Origin of the sequence: Salinivibrio sp. MA607 (assembly GCF_001996245.1) — a bacterium.
GTDB classification, from domain to species: domain Bacteria; phylum Pseudomonadota; class Gammaproteobacteria; order Enterobacterales; family Vibrionaceae; genus Salinivibrio; species Salinivibrio costicola.
Genome location: NZ_MUFJ01000005.1, coordinates 41,465 through 59,066, shown reverse-complemented (window position 1 = coordinate 59,066; position 17,602 = coordinate 41,465). Strand labels below are relative to the sequence as shown.

Below are 17,602 nucleotides of genomic sequence, written 5' to 3'. Positions count from 1 at the left end.
ACCGGGTTAGCTGGTTCGCTAGTTAGCTCACCAACAGTATAAAACCTGGTTAAGTGTGCGCCTTTATGGGCTGCAATTCTGCTATCAGGATCATGTTTCATCACGCTGTGGTACAATAAAAGCGCTTGTTAATGCTGTTTTTTTCGTCAATTAACGTGCACCACCAAATAACCATGAATCACCACCTATTGATAAAAAAGATAGTTCTTTTCACTAGAGAACAACAAAATTTTATCATCAACAACTGTCAAAGCGTCATTATTGCAGGTTAACCCCCATCTTTTTGCTAACTTATTGGTTTTAAGGCTATTGATTTAGTCTCTTGCTGTGCTTAATGTGCAATGACTGCCCGCTTTAGATAAAAAAATCAACATTCGGGCAACAGGACGTTAAAAATCAATATTGCGGGAATGTGCTATTTCTTTCATATCGGCCAAAAAACGCAGCATCACAACACTGCGGGCTTGGATAAGCGCAAGAAGGGCAATTCGCAAAGGAGTAAGTAGATATGCAAAGAGAACAATGGGGCTCACGGGCTGGGTTTATCCTCGCTGCCGTTGGGTCAGCAGTCGGCCTAGGGAATATTTGGCGATTCCCCTATATGGCGTATGAGAACGGTGGCGGTGCCTTTTTTATCCCTTACCTTTTCGCCATGCTCACTGCCGGTATTCCATTTATGATCATGGAGTTTGGTTTAGGGAAAAAATTACGTGGCTCATCGCCCGTGGTTTTCTCAAAACTCAACACCAAGTTTGAGTGGCTCGGTTGGTTCCAAGTCTTGATTGCTGCAACGATTGGGATCTACTACGTCGCGGTCATTGGTTGGGCCATTTCGTACTTTGGCTTCTCATTTGGACAAGATTGGGGCACAGATACCAACGCCTTCTTCTTTTCAGATTACCTAAAGCTGGGTGAAAACTCGCCCACTAATTTGGGTGATTGGCAATGGCATATTGCAATTCCAATGATCATTGCGTGGGCAATCACGTTTGCTGCCGTATTCCGTGGCGTAAAAGGCGGGATCGAAAAGGCGAGCAAAATCATGATGCCACTGTTGTTTATCATGGTGCTGCTGCTAATTGGCCGTGTGGTGATGTTACCGGGCGCGCTTGATGGGCTGAACTACTTGTTTTCGCCAGACTTTAGCAAACTGACAGATGCCAGTGTTTGGTCCGCTGCTTACGGGCAGATTTTCTTCACTCTCTCTGTCGGCTTTGCCATCATGCTCGCTTACTCAAGCTATTTACCTGAGAAATCGGATGTGAATAATAACGCCTTAATGACGGTGTTGATTAACTGCGGCTTTTCGATTGTCGCGGGTGTGTTGATCTTCTCTATTCTCGGCTACATGGCCGCCGAACAGAGTAAGGGCATCACTGACGTCGTCAGCGGCGGTGTCGGCTTGGCCTTTGTCACTTTGCCAGCCGCAATTAATCTGTTGCCTATTCCTTATATTTTGGGTCCCTTGTTCTTCTTAGCGCTGGTGGTGGCAGGCTTAAGCTCGCATATCTCGATCATCGAGGCGGTTACATCATCGATCATGGATAAGTTGAATGTCACACGTCAAAAAGCGGCAATCGCGGTTTGTGGTGTGGGCTTTGTGGTCTCAATGGCGTTTGCTACCAACGGTGGCTTGTTGCTGCTTGATTTAGTCGACTACTTTGTCAACAACGTTGCATTGTTAACCAGCTGCTTGCTTGAGCTAATTGTCGTAGGCTGGCTAGTGAAACTGTCTGACATCCGTCAATACGTGAATCGCGTATCTGAATTTAATGTGGGACAGTGGATGGAAATTTGTATCCGCTTTATCAGCCCGATTATGCTGGCCGTGATCTTGGTTAAAAACCTGATTGATACCTTTAACGACGGCTATGGTGGCTATGCGCAGTTCGAGCTACTAACCCTCGGTTGGGGCTTGGTGGCAGCCATGCTGGTTGTTGGCATTATTGTTAACAGCACAACCACACCCGCTCGTGATATGGAGACAGACGCATGACAACAGGTGCAATCGTAATGATGCTTATCGGTTTAGCGGTAACATGGGGCGGTGCCGCTCTGTGTATTCGTAAAGCGATGCAAAGTAATAGTGAATAAAATATGTGAAGCGCCTACTGCAAGTAGGCGCTGTTTTAACAATACAAACACGCCTAACAGCCCTCAAGCTCGATATCGCTTGGGGGCTTTTTGTTAGTCGCTGATTAATTACACAAACTGCGGGGTTGTTTCTAGCATCTTAGCCACAAAGCACCGATAATGGACCGATCAAAATAGCAACGAGGACAAAAGCACTATGGCTTCAGCCAAACGCATCTTGGTGGTGGATGACGATGTTGAAATTCGTGAACTTCTTCAGGCTTATCTGGCGAAAGCCGGTTATGACGTAGTCACCGCGCAAAATGGTCATGAGATGCAATCTAAGCTGGCCGTGCAGTATCCCGACTTAATTCTTTTAGACGTCATGCTTCCGGGTGATGACGGCTTTACCTTATGTAAACGTATCCGCAAAGACTCGGGTGTCCCCATCATTATGCTCACGGCGGTGTCGGACGAGACGGATCAAATTGTCGGACTTGAGTTGGGCGCGGATGATTACATTGCAAAACCCTTTAGCCCTCGCCAACTGATTGCACGTATTCGCGCGTTACTGCGCCGTACTCAACAGTTACAAGAAACAACCTTGTCACGCCCAAAAGCAATCCGCTTTGGTCAGTGGCGTCTTGAGCCAGCTACGCAGCAGCTGCATCATGTTGTCACTGGGATGGAAATCGAGCTGTCTGCCTCTGACTACGCACTGCTCATGCTCTTTATCGACCACCCGCACCAGCTACTGGATCGTAACGCCATTAGTCAGGCAACACGCGGGCGAGATGCCCAAGCGCAAGAGCGTGGTATTGATGTTCAAGTCAGCCGTCTGCGTCAACGCTTACGCGATACCAGTAAAGCGAACCTAATTAAAACGGTACGTGGTGCAGGTTATATGTTTGTTGCCGAGATCCAGTATGAATCATGAATGGCTCGAAAAACTGATCCCACGCTCTCTGCTTTCCAGAACACTGCTGTTAACGCTACTATCGGTGGTGTTGGCACAAGGGATTGCGACATCAATCTGGTATACTCAGTCGAAGCGAACCCAGCTAGAGGGATTAGAATCCGCATCGGCGAGTTTAGCCAACATGTTTGCATCAACCACCACCTTTTTTCAGTCTTTACCCGTGGCGTATCGTCATGTCGCATTGAATCAGTTGCGTAATATGGGTGGCACGCGGTTTTTTGTTTCATTCAATAAAGAAAAAATTCACATCACGCCGATCGAAGACACGCAAGCCAAACAGGTTGCTATCGATACCGTATCAGGCATTCTTCATCAACAACTGCCGGGGTTAAACACCATCGAGGTTGATTTTTCTCGCCCTGAAACATTGCGGGTGCTGAATAACGATATTTTATTGCAAGATTTACCCAAGTCTTGGGCACATCACACCTTAAGCTTAGAGCCACTCAATCCACCTATTCTGGTGGTGCAAATGGAGCTTAAAACCGGTGAATGGGTTTATATCGCTGCCCTACTTCCTGCGCCTTATGTGACCCTCGATGATACGCTGATCACCGCCGATCAAGTGGTCTTTATCGTGGTCATTACCGCTTTGCTGCTATTTTTTACCTACATCTTAATTCGTCAACAAGCTCGACCGCTAAAGCGATTAGCAAAGGCCGCTAATTTATTCAGTACTGACATTGAGCAACCCCCGCTTAAAGAAGAAGGCGCGGCTGAAATTGCGATTGTGACCCGAGCCTTCAACCGGATGCAACGACGCTTACAACGCCATCTACGCGAGCGGGAAACCCTTTTTCGCTCGATGTCGCATGATTTAAAAACCCCTATTACGCGGTTACGCCTGCGCGCGGAACTGATCGACGATGAGGTACAAACGGCAAAATTAAATAAAGACTTGGACGATCTTGAAATGATGGTGAAAGGCGCGGTTCAAACCGTGCGTGATACCGATATTCACGAGAATATGGCCGCGATTGATGTGATCGACTTTTTAGCGATGATTGTTGAACCCCACAACCAAACCAGAATGCGGGTGCAAATTGAAAGCGATGCCGTGCCGCCATTTACCTGTAAACCGCTCGCGTTTAAACGTTGCTTATCCAATTTAATTGATAACGGGGTTAAGTATGGCGAAAAAGTAACCATTTATGTTATGGACGCGACGCACACCTTAGATATCACCTTGATCGATGAAGGCCCTGGTATTCCAGAAGAAGCACTCACGTCAGTGTTCGATCCCTATGTGCGCTTGCATGATGACAGTGACGGCTCGGGCTTAGGCCTTGGGATCGCCAGAGATATCATTCATGCCCATGGTGGTGATATGGTGCTCAGTAATCATCGTGAGGGTGGATTACAAGTTGATATCAGTTTCCCGCGGGTAGAAGAATAATGCGTCGAACAACACGATTTTTATCGGGTGCGCTGCTTGCGTACAGTTTGTTAGCCTACAGCGTTAGCGCCGCTGCAAGCAAGGTTGAAGTGCTTCACTGGTGGACCTCAGCCGGAGAGGCCAAAGCCGCCTCGGTATTACGTCAGGGCATGGAGCGACAAGGCTATCAATGGCAAGATTTTGCGGTAGGAGGTCGCGCTGGGATCAGTGCGATGAATACACTGAGAATTCGTGCGATTAGTGGCAATCCACCTTTGGCCGCACAAATCAAAGGCCCAGAGATCACGGAGTGGGCGAGACTCGGTTTTTTGCGTAATCTTAATAATATTGCTAATGCCGAGCAGTGGGAAGCCAAGATCCCTGCGCCACTTAGAGATGTGATGCAGTATCAAGGCAATTACGTCGCCGCGCCCATTAATATCCACCGAGTAAATTGGCTATGGATTAACTTACGTGCGTTTGAGGCCGCGGATGCTGATATCCCGACCGACTTTGATAGCTTTTTTACTGCGGCAGATAAACTTAAACAGGCAGGCTATGTTCCCCTTGCCCTAGGCGGAGAGCCCTGGCAAGTGGCGACGCTGTTTGACAGCTTGGCCCTGTCCGTCATGGGACCACAACTTTATCAGCGGGCGTTTCTTAATTTCGAACGCAACGCATTACTGAGTGACGGCGTCATTGAAGCGTTCCGTTTACTCGCCAAAATGCGCAAATATGTCGATGACAAGGGTCAAGGCCGAAACTGGAGCGATACCACGCAGCTGCTGATTAATAATCAGGCAGGCATGCAAGTAATGGGAGATTGGGCGAAAGGTGAATTTTTCGCAGCTAATCAGCAAGAAGGCAAGGCGTTTACCTGTGTTGCCGTCCCTGGCACTAAACACGCGTTTAGCTATAACGTCGACAGCTTTGTGTTTTTTAAACCCAACAATGAAAACGAGCGGCAAAGCCAGGCGGATATAGCGTCGTATTTATTGACACCGCAATTTCAACGCGATTTTAATCGTTATAAAGGCTCTTTGCCGATCCGATTTGATGTGCCATTGCCTGAGGATGATCATTGCGCCCACGCATCGCGCGATGCGTTTCTTTATGCGCAAGAACACGGCACCTTAAGCCCGAGTATGTCACATGGACTGTCGACCACACGCTATGTGCAAAGTGCCATTTTTGATGTGATTGACGAGTTTTTCTACGACCCGAAGCAAACCCCGCGTGAGGCCGCAGAAGCACTCTATCGGGCGATCTTATCGGCGCAAGCATGATCACACCTTGCGGTCTAACTCGCCATGATTAAAACGCACAAGGAACAAAGGCTATGTCACTGGCAAGCTCAGTATGATCGGTGAACACATAGTCAAATTGCTTGAGCGTTTTCACTTTCACCGGCGCACTGCGCTGCCATTTTGAACCATCAGCCACCAGCCAACGCGCGGTGGCGGCTTCCAACATGGTGTCACTGACATCGGCTTCATCCGGGGAAAACTCGCAGGCCCACCCTTCTTCACTCACCGCCGCACAACCAATAATGGCAATATCGGCTTGAAAGCGGGATAAAAACTGAATCACCGAATGGCCCACCATATCTTGATCGTTGGCCCGTAACTTTCCGCCGGCCAGCCAAATTTCCAGGTCAGAATTAGCGCCGAGAATGTGGGCGATTTGTACGTTGTTGGTTATCACCCGAAGATCACGTCGGGTGAGTAACTGTTCGGCAATCGCCGAGACGGTCGTGCCAATGCCTAACATCACGGTGGCCCCGTCAGGAATACGCTCGGCGACAGCCTGCGCAATCCCAGTTTTAATCCCACGATGGCGTTCAAGCCGGCGCTGATAGTCACTGTTTGCCTGTGCGGAGGGCATATTGATCCCACCATGATGACGACGGGCGAGCCCCAATGCACAAAGCTGATTAATATCGCGACGGATAGTCTGCGTAGTCACGGAAAAATGCGCGGCCAAGTGGTCAGTTTCTAAATGTTCGACATCGGCTAATTGGCTGAGAATATCTCGCTGTCGCCAGTTTAATCCCAAATCGTTAGTCACCAACACTCCCTCCTTATTTTTTCAATTTGTCGATATCAACTTATCGATAAATAACGCTCAGGGGCGTCGGTGATCATCATGTCCACTCCCCACTCCCATAAAGGTGCCACGGCGTGCGGATCATTAGGGGTGTAACACTTCAATGCTAAACCTGAATCTTTAACGGATTTTGCTTTCTCTTGGGTGAGGTGGCGATAGTTGCAGTGAATGCTAAGTGTGGCTAAATCGCGAAACTCATGCCAATTGTCAGGGATGGTTTCCCATAAGATCGCCCGGGCGAGGCTCGGTTTTTGATCGCGACAATACCGCAACGCATCCAAAGAGAAAGACGAGATTAAGACCTGCCGCTCATTCACAGGGCTTGTCGATAAACAATCAAATACCGCGTCGCATAATGCAGCAATATCGGTATCGGCATAGGTTTTTATCTCAAGGTTAAGGTGCAGCTCATCGTGATGAACTTGTGCCAATACGGCCGCTAATGTCGGCACTCGTTGTTGAGCAAAGTCAGCTGAAAAGTGGCTTCCCGCATCCAATTGCTGTAAATCGACTAAGGCGGTGTCTTTCAACGCCCCTTTCCCATTCGTGCACCGGGATAACGTTTGATCATGAAAGACTACAGGAATGCCGTCTTGGGTTAATTGCACATCCACTTCCACCCAACTTAAGCCGAGTTCACGCACGCGGGCGATCGACGCTAAAGTATTTTCAGGCGCTTGAGCGGCGACACCCCGGTGACCACATAATTTCTGAGGTGATACCGGAGTAGATGATAAAACTGACTTTTCGGGCTCGATTTTCATATGAACATCTCTTTATCTTAAATAAATCTATTGTAAGCCAACCAGGACTTCATTTCTCCCCGTTAAAGGTGACAGATTTGTTACACCACTATTACCTTTTATTTCATGCTTTTCATTCACAGAACACGCTTTAATTAACATTTTTTTCACAGACAACGAGATCGCGGTCAAAAGTCATACAATTGTCATCTCCCTTTTCGGTGAGGTTCATATTATGTTCATTTTTGTTCATTAAGTTGCCAGATGAACATTACCCCATCCTCAAAAGGAGTGACGCATGAAAACCCAACGCTTAACCGCGCTTTCTTCGGCCTTGTTGTTGGCCTCGTTTTCCGCCAACGCTGCAACCGAAATTGAATGGTGGCACGCAATGGGCGGAAATCTCGGTGAAAAAGTGAATGAAATGGCCGAGAAGTTCAATGCCAGTCAGGACGACTACACAGTGAAGCCCGTTTATAAGGGCAACTATACTGAAACCATGACGGGGGCGGTCTCTGCCTTCCGCGCCAACAAACAACCTCATATCGTGCAAGTGTTTGAGGTAGGCACGGCGACCATGATGTCTGCAAAAGGCGCCATTTACCCAGTGTATGAGTTAATGCAAGACGCCAAAGTACCGTTCGACCAGTCTGATTATCTCTCTTCTGTGACCGGCTACTACTCAGACGAAAATGGCAACATGTTGTCTATGCCGTTTAACAGCTCAACACCGGTGCTTTATTACAACAAAGATTTGTTCGCCAAAGCGGGAGTGACACCACCTAAGACTTGGGAAGAGGTCGAGCAAGTATCAGAAAAGCTTCTCGCCAATGGCACCCAGTGTGGCTTCACCACCGGCTGGCAGTCTTGGGTACAAATCGAAAACCTCGGCGCACGTCATAATACCCCGATTGCCACTAATGATAACGGCTTTAGCAGTGTGGATAACGAGATGCTGATTAACCAATCACCTTTCGTTGATCACATCGCCAAAATGGCAGACTGGCAACAAGCTGGGATCTTTGAGTATGGCGGCCGTCGCTCTGACAGTGCACCACTTTTTTATAGTGGTGAGTGTGCCATGTATATGAACTCTTCAGCGTCCTATGCGGGCGTGCGTGAGAGCGTGAAAGACTTTGAGTTTGGTGTTGCCAAGCTGCCTTACTGGGATAAAGCCGTTGAGCAGCCAAGAAATACGATTATTGGCGGCGCCACGCTTTGGGTTCTGCAAGGTCATGAATCAGAAGAGTACAAGGGCGTTGCTCAGTTCTTCTCGTTCTTGTCAAAACCAGAGATCCAAGCTGATTGGCACCAATTTACTGGCTATCTGCCGATCACTCACGGTGCGTATGAGCTAAGTAAAAAGCAAGGCTTTTACGCTAAGAACCCGGGGACAGATGTCGCGATTAATCAGATGACAGAAGTGGAGCCCACCCCTGCATCGAAAGGTATTCGTTTGGGTAACTTCGTGCAAATTCGCGATGTGATCAACGAAGAGCTTGAAACTGTCTGGTCGGGTGATAAGTCAGCGCAAGAAGCGTTGGATGAGGCCGTTGAACGTGCGAACGGATTGCTCGCTAAGTTTGCTAAAGCGAACAAATAATTACGCCTTGTATTATGGAGCGGTGCGCTGAGCCCGCTCTTTTTATTGAGAAAGTCTATGTCCAATAAACCCACATTTAACCACAGTGCGTTTCCCATTTTATTACTCGCACCGCAACTGCTCATTACGTTTGTTTTCTTTATTTGGCCAGCAGCACAAGCGGTCTGGCAGTCGATGCTACTTGAAGATCCCTTTGGGCTCAGTACCGAGTTCGTCGGTGCTGACAATTTTATCGCACTCATTGGTGATACAAGCTATTACAGTAGCTTTTTCACTACGCTGTTTTTTAGTTTTTCAGTCGCCGCTATTGCTCTTCTCTCGGCATTAGTGCTCGCGGTGATGGCCGATCGTGTGATCAAAGGCGCGACGGGCTATAAAACCTTATTGGTTTGGCCTTATGCGGTTGCTCCCGCTGTCGCTGGGGTGCTCTGGCTATTTATGTTCAACCCCACCGTGGGTGTACTGGCCCATGCGCTTGAAGCCATTGGGCTCGATTGGAATCCCTTTATTCATTCTGGGGATGCCATGACCATGGTCATTATTGCCGCCACCTGGAAGCAGATCAGCTATAACTTTTTGTTCTTTCTTGCAGGATTACAGTCGATCCCACGATCATTGATTGAAGCGGCCGCGATTGACGGGGCTGGACCGGGGAAACGGTTTGTGACCATTATTTTTCCGCTGCTGTCACCCACGTCATTCTTTCTATTGGTTGTTAACTTGGTATACGCCTTCTTCGAGACGTTCGGCGTTATTCACGCTATGACCCAAGGCGGGCCAGGTCAATCGACAACCACGCTGGTTTATAAAGTTTACGCCGATGGCTTTGTTGGGCTCGATATGGGCTCATCCGCGGCCCAGTCGGTGGTGCTGATGATCTTGGTCGGTGCATTAACCGTGATTCAGTTTAAATATGTTGAAAAGAAGGTGGCCTACTAATGGTTGAACGTCGCCCTTGGCTTACTGTGTTCTCGCATCTGGTGTTGATTCTGGGTGTGGCCTCTGTTGCGTTGCCCGTGTGGCTTGCGCTCACCGCCGCCACTCATGATAGCAGCGCGTTTGTGAGTGGTGTCACCCCATTATGGTTTGGTGACAAAGGCTTATCTGTGTTTACAGAAGTACTCACCGAAGGGACATCGCGTGAGTTAAATATCACCGTAGCAGGCATGTTATGGAATTCATTTTTAATGGCGATGGGCATATCCATCGGCAAACTGGCTATTTCAATTTTGTCGGCCTATGCGGTGGTCTATTTCCGTTTTCCTGGCCGCATGCTGGCATTTTGGATCATTTTTATGACCTTAATGCTTCCTGTTGAAGTACGAATTATGCCGACATTCCAGGTCATTGCCGACCTCAATATGTTGAATTCCATGTCGGGCCTAACGATTCCACTGATCGCCAGCGCCACCGCGACCTTTTTATTCCGGCAGTTCTTTATGACCGTGCCGGGGGAAATGCTGGAAGCCGCCCGCATGGACGGTGCAGGTCCGTTTAAATTTTTTAAAGATATTTTATTACCCTTATCGCGCACCAATATTGCCGCGCTGTTTGTGATCACTTTTATCTATGGGTGGAACCAGTATTTATGGCCCATTCTGATCACCACGGATGACGAGTATTACACCATCGTGATGAGTATTCAGCGCATGTTGTCTGTTGGCGACGGTGAAGTGGAATGGAACCGCGTAATGGCAACCACATTAATGGCAATGCTACCGCCTGTATTGGTGGTTTTGGGCATGCAAAAACTATTTGTTAAAGGCTTAGTGGAGACGGAGAAGTAAATGGCAACGGTAACCCTCGATCAACTTCAAAAAACCTATCCGAATGGGTTCAAAGCTATTCATGGTGTCGACTTGGCCGTACAAGATGGCGAGATGATTGTCTTGGTCGGCCCAAGTGGCTGTGGTAAATCCACATTACTGCGCATGATTGCGGGCCTGGAGGCCATCTCGGATGGCGACTTAATTATCGACAACAAGCGAGTGAATGATCTGGAGCCGGGTGAGCGTGATATCGCGATGGTGTTTCAAAATTATGCGCTTTACCCGCACATGAGTGTGTTTAATAACATGGCTTACGGATTGAGAAACCGCGGCACCCCAAAAGCGGAGATTGAAACATTGGTCAACGAAGTCGCGACCATGTTGGAGCTTGCTCACTTGCTAGATAGACGCCCCAATCAACTGTCTGGTGGCCAACGTCAGCGCGTGGCAATGGGCCGTGCAATTGTTCGTCGTCCCAAGGTGTTCTTGTTTGATGAACCCTTATCCAACCTGGATGCTAAGCTACGTGTTCAGATGCGTTTAGAAATAAAAAGCCTGCAACGAAAACTCAAGACGACAGCGGTCTATGTTACCCACGATCAGGTTGAGGCGATGACGCTAGCCGACCGGTTAGTGGTGTTAAATGGCGGCAACGTCGAGCAAATTGGTACACCGCTGGAAGTCTATGATGCGCCCGCCAGCCTCTTTGTTGCCACCTTTATTGGCTCTCCGGCGATGAACATCGTCGACGGACAAATCCACAACCACACCCTATCCATCGGTCATCACGCACTGGCTTATTGCCAGGGCACAACCGCATCATCGGTATGTGTTGGGCTACGGCCTGAACATTTAAAAATCGTCCCTAACGACCAGGCGCAATTTACGCTATCGGTGACCTTAACGGAGGCGTTAGGGGCCGATTTGTTGGTCTATGGTCACATCGCGGACACGGATAGTCTGATCACCTTGCGCTTAGAAGGCCATAGTAAAGTGATAGAGGGCGATCAACTACCGTTAGCGATTGACCCGCACAATTTGCATGTCTTTGCGGCTGAAAGCGGTAAACGGCTGACGCTTGATGTGAAAGCGCTTAGCGATGAGCGGGTTGTGGCGATTTAATCTTTAGGAACATACTTTAGGAGCATAGCGTCATGCCAATTCAGTGTTTGCCTTTGTCATCGATACATCAACACGCCGAACGCTGGCGCGATGTTCAGTGGCTGTTTACCGATGTTGATGACACCTTGACGTGGCAAGGGGCACTTCCGTGGCAAACACTGAAGGCATTAACCGAGTTGCGTGACGCGGGGATCCGTGTAGTACCCGTGACAGGGGCCTGTGCAGGTTGGTGTGATCACATCATTAACGCTTGGCCTGTCGATGCGGTCATCGGTGAAAATGGTGGCGTGGTGATGTGGCATGAAAATGGCCGACGACAGACAAAAATCAGCTACACCGCCAAGCAAGCACAACCCGGGCTGCGCGATTGGATTGATCACTTACTCGAGCAGTATCCAAATCGTACCCTCAGCGCCGATCAAGCCTACCGCCACTGTGAAGTGGCCATTGATATTGGTCAGCATACCCAACGTGCGCCACAATCCGAAGTCGATGCATTGCTTGAGGCACTCCACGCATATGGTGCCAAAGCAACGGCTAGCTCTATTCATATTAACGCATGGTTGGGTACCCATAATAAACAACAAGCGACGCTGGATTGGCTTTTACGTTACGGTGTCACAGAAAAGGCCGCCCCTCAACAGGTTGCCTTTATTGGTGACTCACGCAACGATAACGACATGTTTGCCTACTTTCCGCTCAGTGTTGGGGTCGCCAATATTGCCCCCCACCTTGCTGCACTCGATACCCCACCCACCTGGATCACAGAGGCACCAGGCGGGCTGGGCTTCGCTGAATTTGCATCCTGCTGGTTATCATTAGTGCGCTAAGCCGATTTTTTTTACTTTCGTCACTGAGGGCAACGACTAACTGAGGGCAGCTTCACAGCTTTTCTGCTACAGGGCTTTTTATATCAATGTGTTATTTAACTTTGTCGGTAGGTCGTTCTACAATGTGGGCGTTTTATCATGATAATGATGCCCAAACCTCACTGTTTGCGCACCTCGCATGGTTAGTGCGTATAATTATTAAGCGCAAACACGATAACGATTAGGAAAATGCTATGAAACGCTATGCCCTTGCACTGGTCGCAGCCTTGTTGCCGATGATGTCACACGCGGCACCGGTAGAAAACGCAGACTGTTATTCAGCTAAATACCATGACTACGTTGATGCATCAATTAACTGGTATCAAGCATTAGTGGAGATGACCGTTGAAAAAGACGCCTCTTTGGATGAGGTAGCCGACTGGWTTTTACGCGGCCGCACCAACCACTTTAATCTGAACGCACAAGCCTTTGACTATTATTTAAATAATGACAGCGCCAAGCTCAATCTCGATGCGCCGGTTGAATCATGGCTAATGCTCTCGCAAGAAGATGTTAAAACCCTGTCGCAAAGCTCACTGCCGCCGTCGTCACTGGCGAAAGACGTGTTTGCTTTTCGTCAAGGAGAGTCAATGGAAGGTAACTATGCGTTACGTAGTGCCCTCGCCGACCTTCTCAGCCACCCTAAAGAAATCGACAAACCATTGAACCAATATAACGATCAGATGGTAAGCATTAACGATCGTCAATGTCAGTAAGTCTGCATCAATCAACAATGAGCCGGCAGTTGTCGGCTCTGACCGTCATCATATTCGTTGCTTATGCGGCTTTTGCTGTCATCAAACGATAAAAAAGCCTGATTGCCGCGCATTTTTTTGCTATGTTGTGGCCATTTTTCAGCAAGTGATCGTGTGCATAGCCTTTGTTTGATCAGGGTTTTCACCGTTTGAACAGCTAAGCAGATAAAAGAAGAACGTCATGGCCATACATAATAAAGCCGCGGACGCGACGCCCGAAACCTTACACCGGATTTTCACTGTCCCCGAAGCGCCAGACTCAACGCTCAGTCAAATTGAGCAAGAAATCTCGCAGAATCTTAATCGATTTTTACAAAATCACATTACGGCTACCGAGCGTTCGCTGGCAGATATCGAAAGTGATTTTAGTAATCCCGCAATTCCTGAAGATCCTGCCTTCGTGTCGGATCACACGCAGTTTTTACTCGATAAATTGGTGGCCCAGTCCGTTCACACCGCCTCGCCGCGATTTATTGGCCACATGACCTCTGCCCTGCCGTATTTTTTAATGCCGTTATCAAAAATCATGATTGGCCTTAACCAGAATACGGTCAAGATCGAAACCTCGAAAGCGTTTACTCCGCTCGAGCGTCAAGTGCTTGGCATGCTGCATAATCTGATTTATCAGCAAGATGATGCCTTTTATCAAAGCTGGATGCACAGCGCCAACCACTCGCTGGGCGCATTCTGCTCGGGGGGAACAGTCGCCAACATTACCGCGCTATGGGTGGCGAGAAATAACGTCCTTAAGCCTGATGGTGAATTTCCTGGCATTAACAAAGCAGGCTTGTTTGGTGCAATGCGTCACTATGGTTATCGCGATTTGGCCATTTTAGTGTCTGAACGGGGCCACTATTCATTAGGAAAAGCCGCCGATGTGCTAGGGATTGGCCGCGACCAATTGATCTCCGTGCCCGCAGATAACCAAAATCGCATTTGCATAGATGCACTCGAAGACACTATTACGCAACTGAATCGCGATAATATCAAACCGGTGGCCATCGTGGGTGTCGCTGGCACGACAGAAACCGGCAGTATCGATCCACTCAATGCGTTAGCTGATATTGCTGAGCGAGAAGGCATTCATTTTCACGTGGATGCCGCCTGGGGTGGTGCCACGTTAATGTCGAATAACCAGCGCCATAAGCTGGCCGGTATTGAGCGTGCTGATTCGGTGACCATTGACGCCCATAAACAGCTGTATGTCCCTATGGGCGCCGGTATGGTGCTGTTTAAAGATCCTTCCGTGGTCGCATCCATCGAGCACCACGCCGAGTATATTCTCCGTAAAGGGGCAAAAGACCTCGGAAGTCATACGCTTGAAGGCTCTCGCAGCGGTATGGCGATGTTGGTATTTGCCTGTATGAATATTATTTCTCGCCGTGGCTATGAGCTGTTGATTGATCAAAGTATCGATAAAGCAGCTGTGTTTGCCAAGATGATTAGCCAACACCCGGATTTTGAGCTGATCTCAGAGCCAGAGCTTTGTTTATTGACCTATCGGTTTGTTCCTGCTCGTGTGCAAGCGGCCCTTGCGGTGTCTAATGAAGAGCAAGTCGATTTGATTCATAACTTGCTCAATGATCTGACTAAATTTGTGCAAAAACGCCAGCGTGAATCAGGTCAAACGTTCGTCTCACGGACGCGTCTCACGCCAGAGCAGTGGCAGCGGCGGACGACCACAGTGTTTAGGGTGGTACTTGCTAACCCACTTACCACACAAGAAATTCTGCACGAGGTGTTAGTTGAACAAGCTGCGATTGCGCAAGAAAGTGAGTTCGCTTATCCGCGACTGATCACCTTGGCAGACAGTATTCTAAAGAGCTAGCCAAACATTGCGGCGTGCGCAGGCAGTCACATTCAGTGGCTGCCTAATTATTTGAGCGGTCCTGTTTTGGGGATATTGGTTGACTGCAAACAGTGCGTCTGGCTTAGCGCCGTCTCACGCTGATGCTCAATGTCTAGCTGGGCTTGTTGCCATTGTATTTGCACCTGTGGCGCTGTCATTGCGCGCCCTGGCTCTGAAAATAAAAAGCGTTGCAAGGTATGATCAAATTCAGCAGTGTTTTCTTGCTCGCTATACGCGATCCCCATTAATTCGAACGCACGCGCTTTTTCTCGCGCGGTTCCAATCACTGTGTATCGCTGCGCGGTATCCAGCGTATTATCATAGCGACAATGAATCAGATCTTGCTCGGCTCCCCGTAATGCTTCGTTTAAGCCAATGGTACTGTAATTGCGCCACAGATCCGACATATTAGGTAACGAGCACCCAACCAGTAAGACCGACAAACACACGGCAGCGATTATTTTTATCATCTCTGATCCCTATACGATGACGCTATGGATTGGACATGCGGTTTATCTTTCTATTAACGGCCACGTCGTTGATGACTTGAACGTCAGTCACGTTGACCGATCACTACTTCACCTGATTGCTCAAACATCGCAACCTCTTTGCGACGACGACCAATCAAGATGGGTTTGTCATCATAGAATAGAAAGTTTTTCCAGTATTGCTTGAACACGCCCCAGCGAGTTTCGACGATATTATGTTTGTCGTAACAAAAGTAGACCGTAATATTGTCTTCCCAAGGAAAATTGGACACAAAGTCTTCAGGCAGATCATCATCGTTGTCCCACGCATGTTGCCAGACCAGCCGTTGAGTCCAAACGTTTTGATGGGTGGGCCAATCTTGCTTACCAAAATGATCCGGTGTCGGGCTATCTTTACTGATAAATTCTTGCCACAACTGCGCCGCACGCGTCTCTGTCATGGGTTTAATCTCAGCAAGATCTTGCTCTGGGATAGGGAGAGATTGATGGGTGAAAATCCACTTTCTTTTGTAGTCAGATAATGGGATGTAATTCATGCTGCTCGTGGTTATCGGCTTGGTAATGGCGTTTACTTTACCATAATTGCAGCGAGGTTGTTACCAAGCCCAATACCGATAATAAAGAGAAAACGGCAATGCGAAACACATTGCCGTCTCACCCTTCATCAACTCGATTAGCCGTTAATGACGAGCTCATCGGTAGTTTTAATGTCATTGTCTTCGCCGATTTTACGGTGGCCTTGATCAAGGTGCACCATATCAACAAAGTCGTCACTGCCAACCTGAAACGCTTGGCCAAATCCTTTCACATACAGGCCGTTTTCTGGCGCCAGACGGAAGAGGCGAAAGTCTTCTAACCCACTCAAATTATCGATAATATCGCCAAACCGCGCTTTCAATGCATCAATGCCAACTTGCCAAGTCGCGGTGTTACGTTCCACCATTTCAGCTCGTGCATCAAAACTAAGACGTTGACGAGCAAAAATCTGTTTCGCGCTCCCTTCATCTTCGATCATCATCAATGACAAGTTTGGGTTTTCTTGCAGGTTGCGTGCGTGACGGGCAATTTCACTGATCAGGATATAAAAGCCATCTTCACGCTGAGCAAAGGGGGCATAACTAACATTGGGTTTGCCTTTTGTATCCAATGTTGCAAGCTGTAATGTCCGGCAGTTTGCACGAAATTCTTTAATTTCAGGGCCAAGGCGGTTTTGTAGCCGTTGTTGTTTAGTCGCTTGATCCATAGTTATTGCTCCGATTCTGTTTGTTGTGAGGTCGCTAACTGCGTTTTTAGTTGGTTAAAGGCATCAATCTGATTGTCGAGAAGCTGACGTTTTTCATCACGCCCGAGATAGATCTTAAAAATCGAATCGCCTTGTTCGGTAAAAAAGCCGATGTAATGGGTTGTCTTGCCGCGAAAGGGTTTGCTGACAAAAGCAATGCCCGCCATGCGTTCTAATTTTAAGTGGCCATGCATCTCACCGGGCTTACCCATTAAGTTGTAATAGCCGTAAGCGATTTTTCCTTTGGGGAACGGCGCTTTTACTTCAAAGATCGAGCCGCCGGAATGCACAATCGCCGTCACAGGCCCGTCCCATCCGGCCACCTGCATGAGCACGGTTTCAGCATGCTGCCCCTCGACCCAAGTTTGATAATCTGCGGGCATGGCGCGTACCACTTCCCCCTCACTCACACCTAGCGTTGCTGCCATATCGGCAGGCAGCATCGAGGCATTCTCGGTCAGTAGCGCACTGACCTGCTCCGTTAACGTAGTGGTTGTCATTGATCACTCCCAGCCTATTTTTATTGTGATAGGTTCTATCAGTGTGGGCAGGCGTTCACCTGCCCTTTGTACGAGTCGTTAAACTTGGT

18 protein-coding genes are annotated in these 17,602 nt (G+C 48.4%); 12 read left to right on the top strand and 6 right to left on the bottom strand.

Annotated elements, in window-relative coordinates:
- The first annotated feature begins 508 nt into the window (after positions 1 to 508).
- The 5 genes from BZG81_RS03875 to BZG81_RS03860 all read left to right on the top strand — a co-directional run bounded on the left by BZG81_RS03875 (position 509) and on the right by BZG81_RS03860 (position 5,713).
- Positions 509 to 1,996, top strand: coding sequence for a sodium-dependent transporter (locus BZG81_RS03875; protein WP_077461155.1), 1,488 nt, complete (start codon positions 509 to 511; stop codon positions 1,994 to 1,996).
- Positions 1,993 to 2,094 (top strand): MetS family NSS transporter small subunit, encoded by a 102-nt coding sequence (locus tag BZG81_RS15455; RefSeq protein WP_021023748.1) that lies wholly within the window; start codon positions 1,993 to 1,995, stop codon positions 2,092 to 2,094. The genes BZG81_RS03875 and BZG81_RS15455 overlap by 4 nt, the downstream gene beginning before the upstream one ends.
- A 196-nt stretch (positions 2,095 to 2,290) precedes the next feature.
- Positions 2,291 to 3,010, top strand: a complete 720-nt coding sequence (locus BZG81_RS03870) for a response regulator (protein WP_021023747.1) — start codon at positions 2,291 to 2,293, stop codon at positions 3,008 to 3,010.
- The gene (locus tag BZG81_RS03865) at positions 3,000 to 4,448 is read left to right on the top strand and encodes an ATP-binding protein (protein WP_077676784.1); all 1,449 of its coding nucleotides are present in this window, start codon (positions 3,000 to 3,002) and stop codon (positions 4,446 to 4,448) included. The genes BZG81_RS03870 and BZG81_RS03865 overlap by 11 nt, the downstream gene beginning before the upstream one ends.
- The gene (locus BZG81_RS03860) at positions 4,448 to 5,713 is read left to right on the top strand and encodes an ABC transporter substrate-binding protein (protein ID WP_077676783.1); all 1,266 of its coding nucleotides are present in this window, start codon (positions 4,448 to 4,450) and stop codon (positions 5,711 to 5,713) included. The genes BZG81_RS03865 and BZG81_RS03860 overlap by 1 nt, the downstream gene beginning before the upstream one ends.
- A 28-nt stretch (positions 5,714 to 5,741) precedes the next feature.
- On the opposite strand, the gene BZG81_RS03855 is transcribed toward BZG81_RS03860, so the two are convergent.
- Both BZG81_RS03855 and BZG81_RS03850 read right to left on the bottom strand, forming a co-directional pair.
- Positions 5,742 to 6,482 carry a DeoR/GlpR family DNA-binding transcription regulator gene (locus tag BZG81_RS03855; protein WP_077676815.1) on the bottom strand — a complete coding sequence of 247 codons (741 nt, stop codon included), beginning with the start codon at positions 6,480 to 6,482 and terminating at the stop codon, positions 5,742 to 5,744.
- Positions 6,483 to 6,529: 47 nt separating this feature from the next.
- On the bottom strand, positions 6,530 to 7,297 hold the full coding sequence (locus BZG81_RS03850; RefSeq protein WP_077676782.1) for a glycerophosphodiester phosphodiesterase family protein: 768 nt from the start codon (positions 7,295 to 7,297) through the stop codon (positions 6,530 to 6,532).
- 277 nt (positions 7,298 to 7,574) lie between these two features.
- On the opposite strand from BZG81_RS03850, the gene ugpB reads away from it, so the two are divergent.
- The 7 genes from ugpB to panP all read left to right on the top strand — a co-directional run bounded on the left by ugpB (position 7,575) and on the right by panP (position 15,222).
- A complete protein-coding gene (gene ugpB, locus BZG81_RS03845; RefSeq protein ID WP_077576035.1) occupies positions 7,575 to 8,879 on the top strand; it encodes a sn-glycerol-3-phosphate ABC transporter substrate-binding protein UgpB in 1,305 nt (434 codons plus the stop codon).
- A 57-nt stretch (positions 8,880 to 8,936) separates the two neighbouring features.
- Entirely contained in the window at positions 8,937 to 9,818 is an 882-nt protein-coding gene (gene ugpA, locus BZG81_RS03840; protein ID WP_077646739.1) for a sn-glycerol-3-phosphate ABC transporter permease UgpA, read from the top strand.
- Positions 9,818 to 10,666, top strand: a complete 849-nt coding sequence (gene ugpE / locus BZG81_RS03835; protein ID WP_077670077.1) for a sn-glycerol-3-phosphate ABC transporter permease UgpE — start codon at positions 9,818 to 9,820, stop codon at positions 10,664 to 10,666. Before ugpA ends, ugpE begins: the two co-directional genes overlap by 1 nt.
- The gene (locus tag BZG81_RS03830; protein ID WP_077676781.1) at positions 10,667 to 11,770 is read left to right on the top strand and encodes a sn-glycerol-3-phosphate import ATP-binding protein UgpC; all 1,104 of its coding nucleotides are present in this window, start codon (positions 10,667 to 10,669) and stop codon (positions 11,768 to 11,770) included.
- A gap of 32 nt (positions 11,771 to 11,802) precedes the next feature.
- A complete protein-coding gene (locus tag BZG81_RS03825) occupies positions 11,803 to 12,600 on the top strand; it encodes an HAD family hydrolase (RefSeq protein WP_077676780.1) in 798 nt (265 codons plus the stop codon).
- Positions 12,601 to 12,833: 233 nt separating this feature from the next.
- On the top strand, positions 12,834 to 13,355 hold the full coding sequence (locus tag BZG81_RS03820) for a hypothetical protein (RefSeq protein WP_077676779.1): 522 nt from the start codon (positions 12,834 to 12,836) through the stop codon (positions 13,353 to 13,355).
- A gap of 220 nt (positions 13,356 to 13,575) precedes the next feature.
- Entirely contained in the window at positions 13,576 to 15,222 is a 1,647-nt protein-coding gene (panP, locus tag BZG81_RS03815; protein WP_077676778.1) for a pyridoxal-dependent aspartate 1-decarboxylase PanP, read from the top strand.
- A 47-nt stretch (positions 15,223 to 15,269) separates the two neighbouring features.
- Here panP and BZG81_RS03810 read toward each other — a convergent pair whose 3' ends face one another.
- The 4 genes from BZG81_RS03810 to hutX form a co-directional block, all read right to left on the bottom strand.
- On the bottom strand, positions 15,270 to 15,713 hold the full coding sequence (locus BZG81_RS03810) for a hypothetical protein (RefSeq protein WP_021023734.1): 444 nt from the start codon (positions 15,711 to 15,713) through the stop codon (positions 15,270 to 15,272).
- An 83-nt stretch (positions 15,714 to 15,796) separates the two neighbouring features.
- Positions 15,797 to 16,267 carry a DUF2947 domain-containing protein gene (locus BZG81_RS03805; RefSeq protein ID WP_077461145.1) on the bottom strand — a complete coding sequence of 157 codons (471 nt, stop codon included), beginning with the start codon at positions 16,265 to 16,267 and terminating at the stop codon, positions 15,797 to 15,799.
- Between the two features lie 137 nt (positions 16,268 to 16,404).
- On the bottom strand, positions 16,405 to 16,974 hold the full coding sequence (gene hutZ, locus BZG81_RS03800) for a heme utilization protein HutZ (protein WP_077461144.1): 570 nt from the start codon (positions 16,972 to 16,974) through the stop codon (positions 16,405 to 16,407).
- 2 nt (positions 16,975 to 16,976) lie between these two features.
- A complete protein-coding gene (gene hutX / locus BZG81_RS03795) occupies positions 16,977 to 17,513 on the bottom strand; it encodes a heme utilization cystosolic carrier protein HutX (RefSeq protein ID WP_077676777.1) in 537 nt (178 codons plus the stop codon).
- Positions 17,514 to 17,602: the final 89 nt, after the last annotated feature.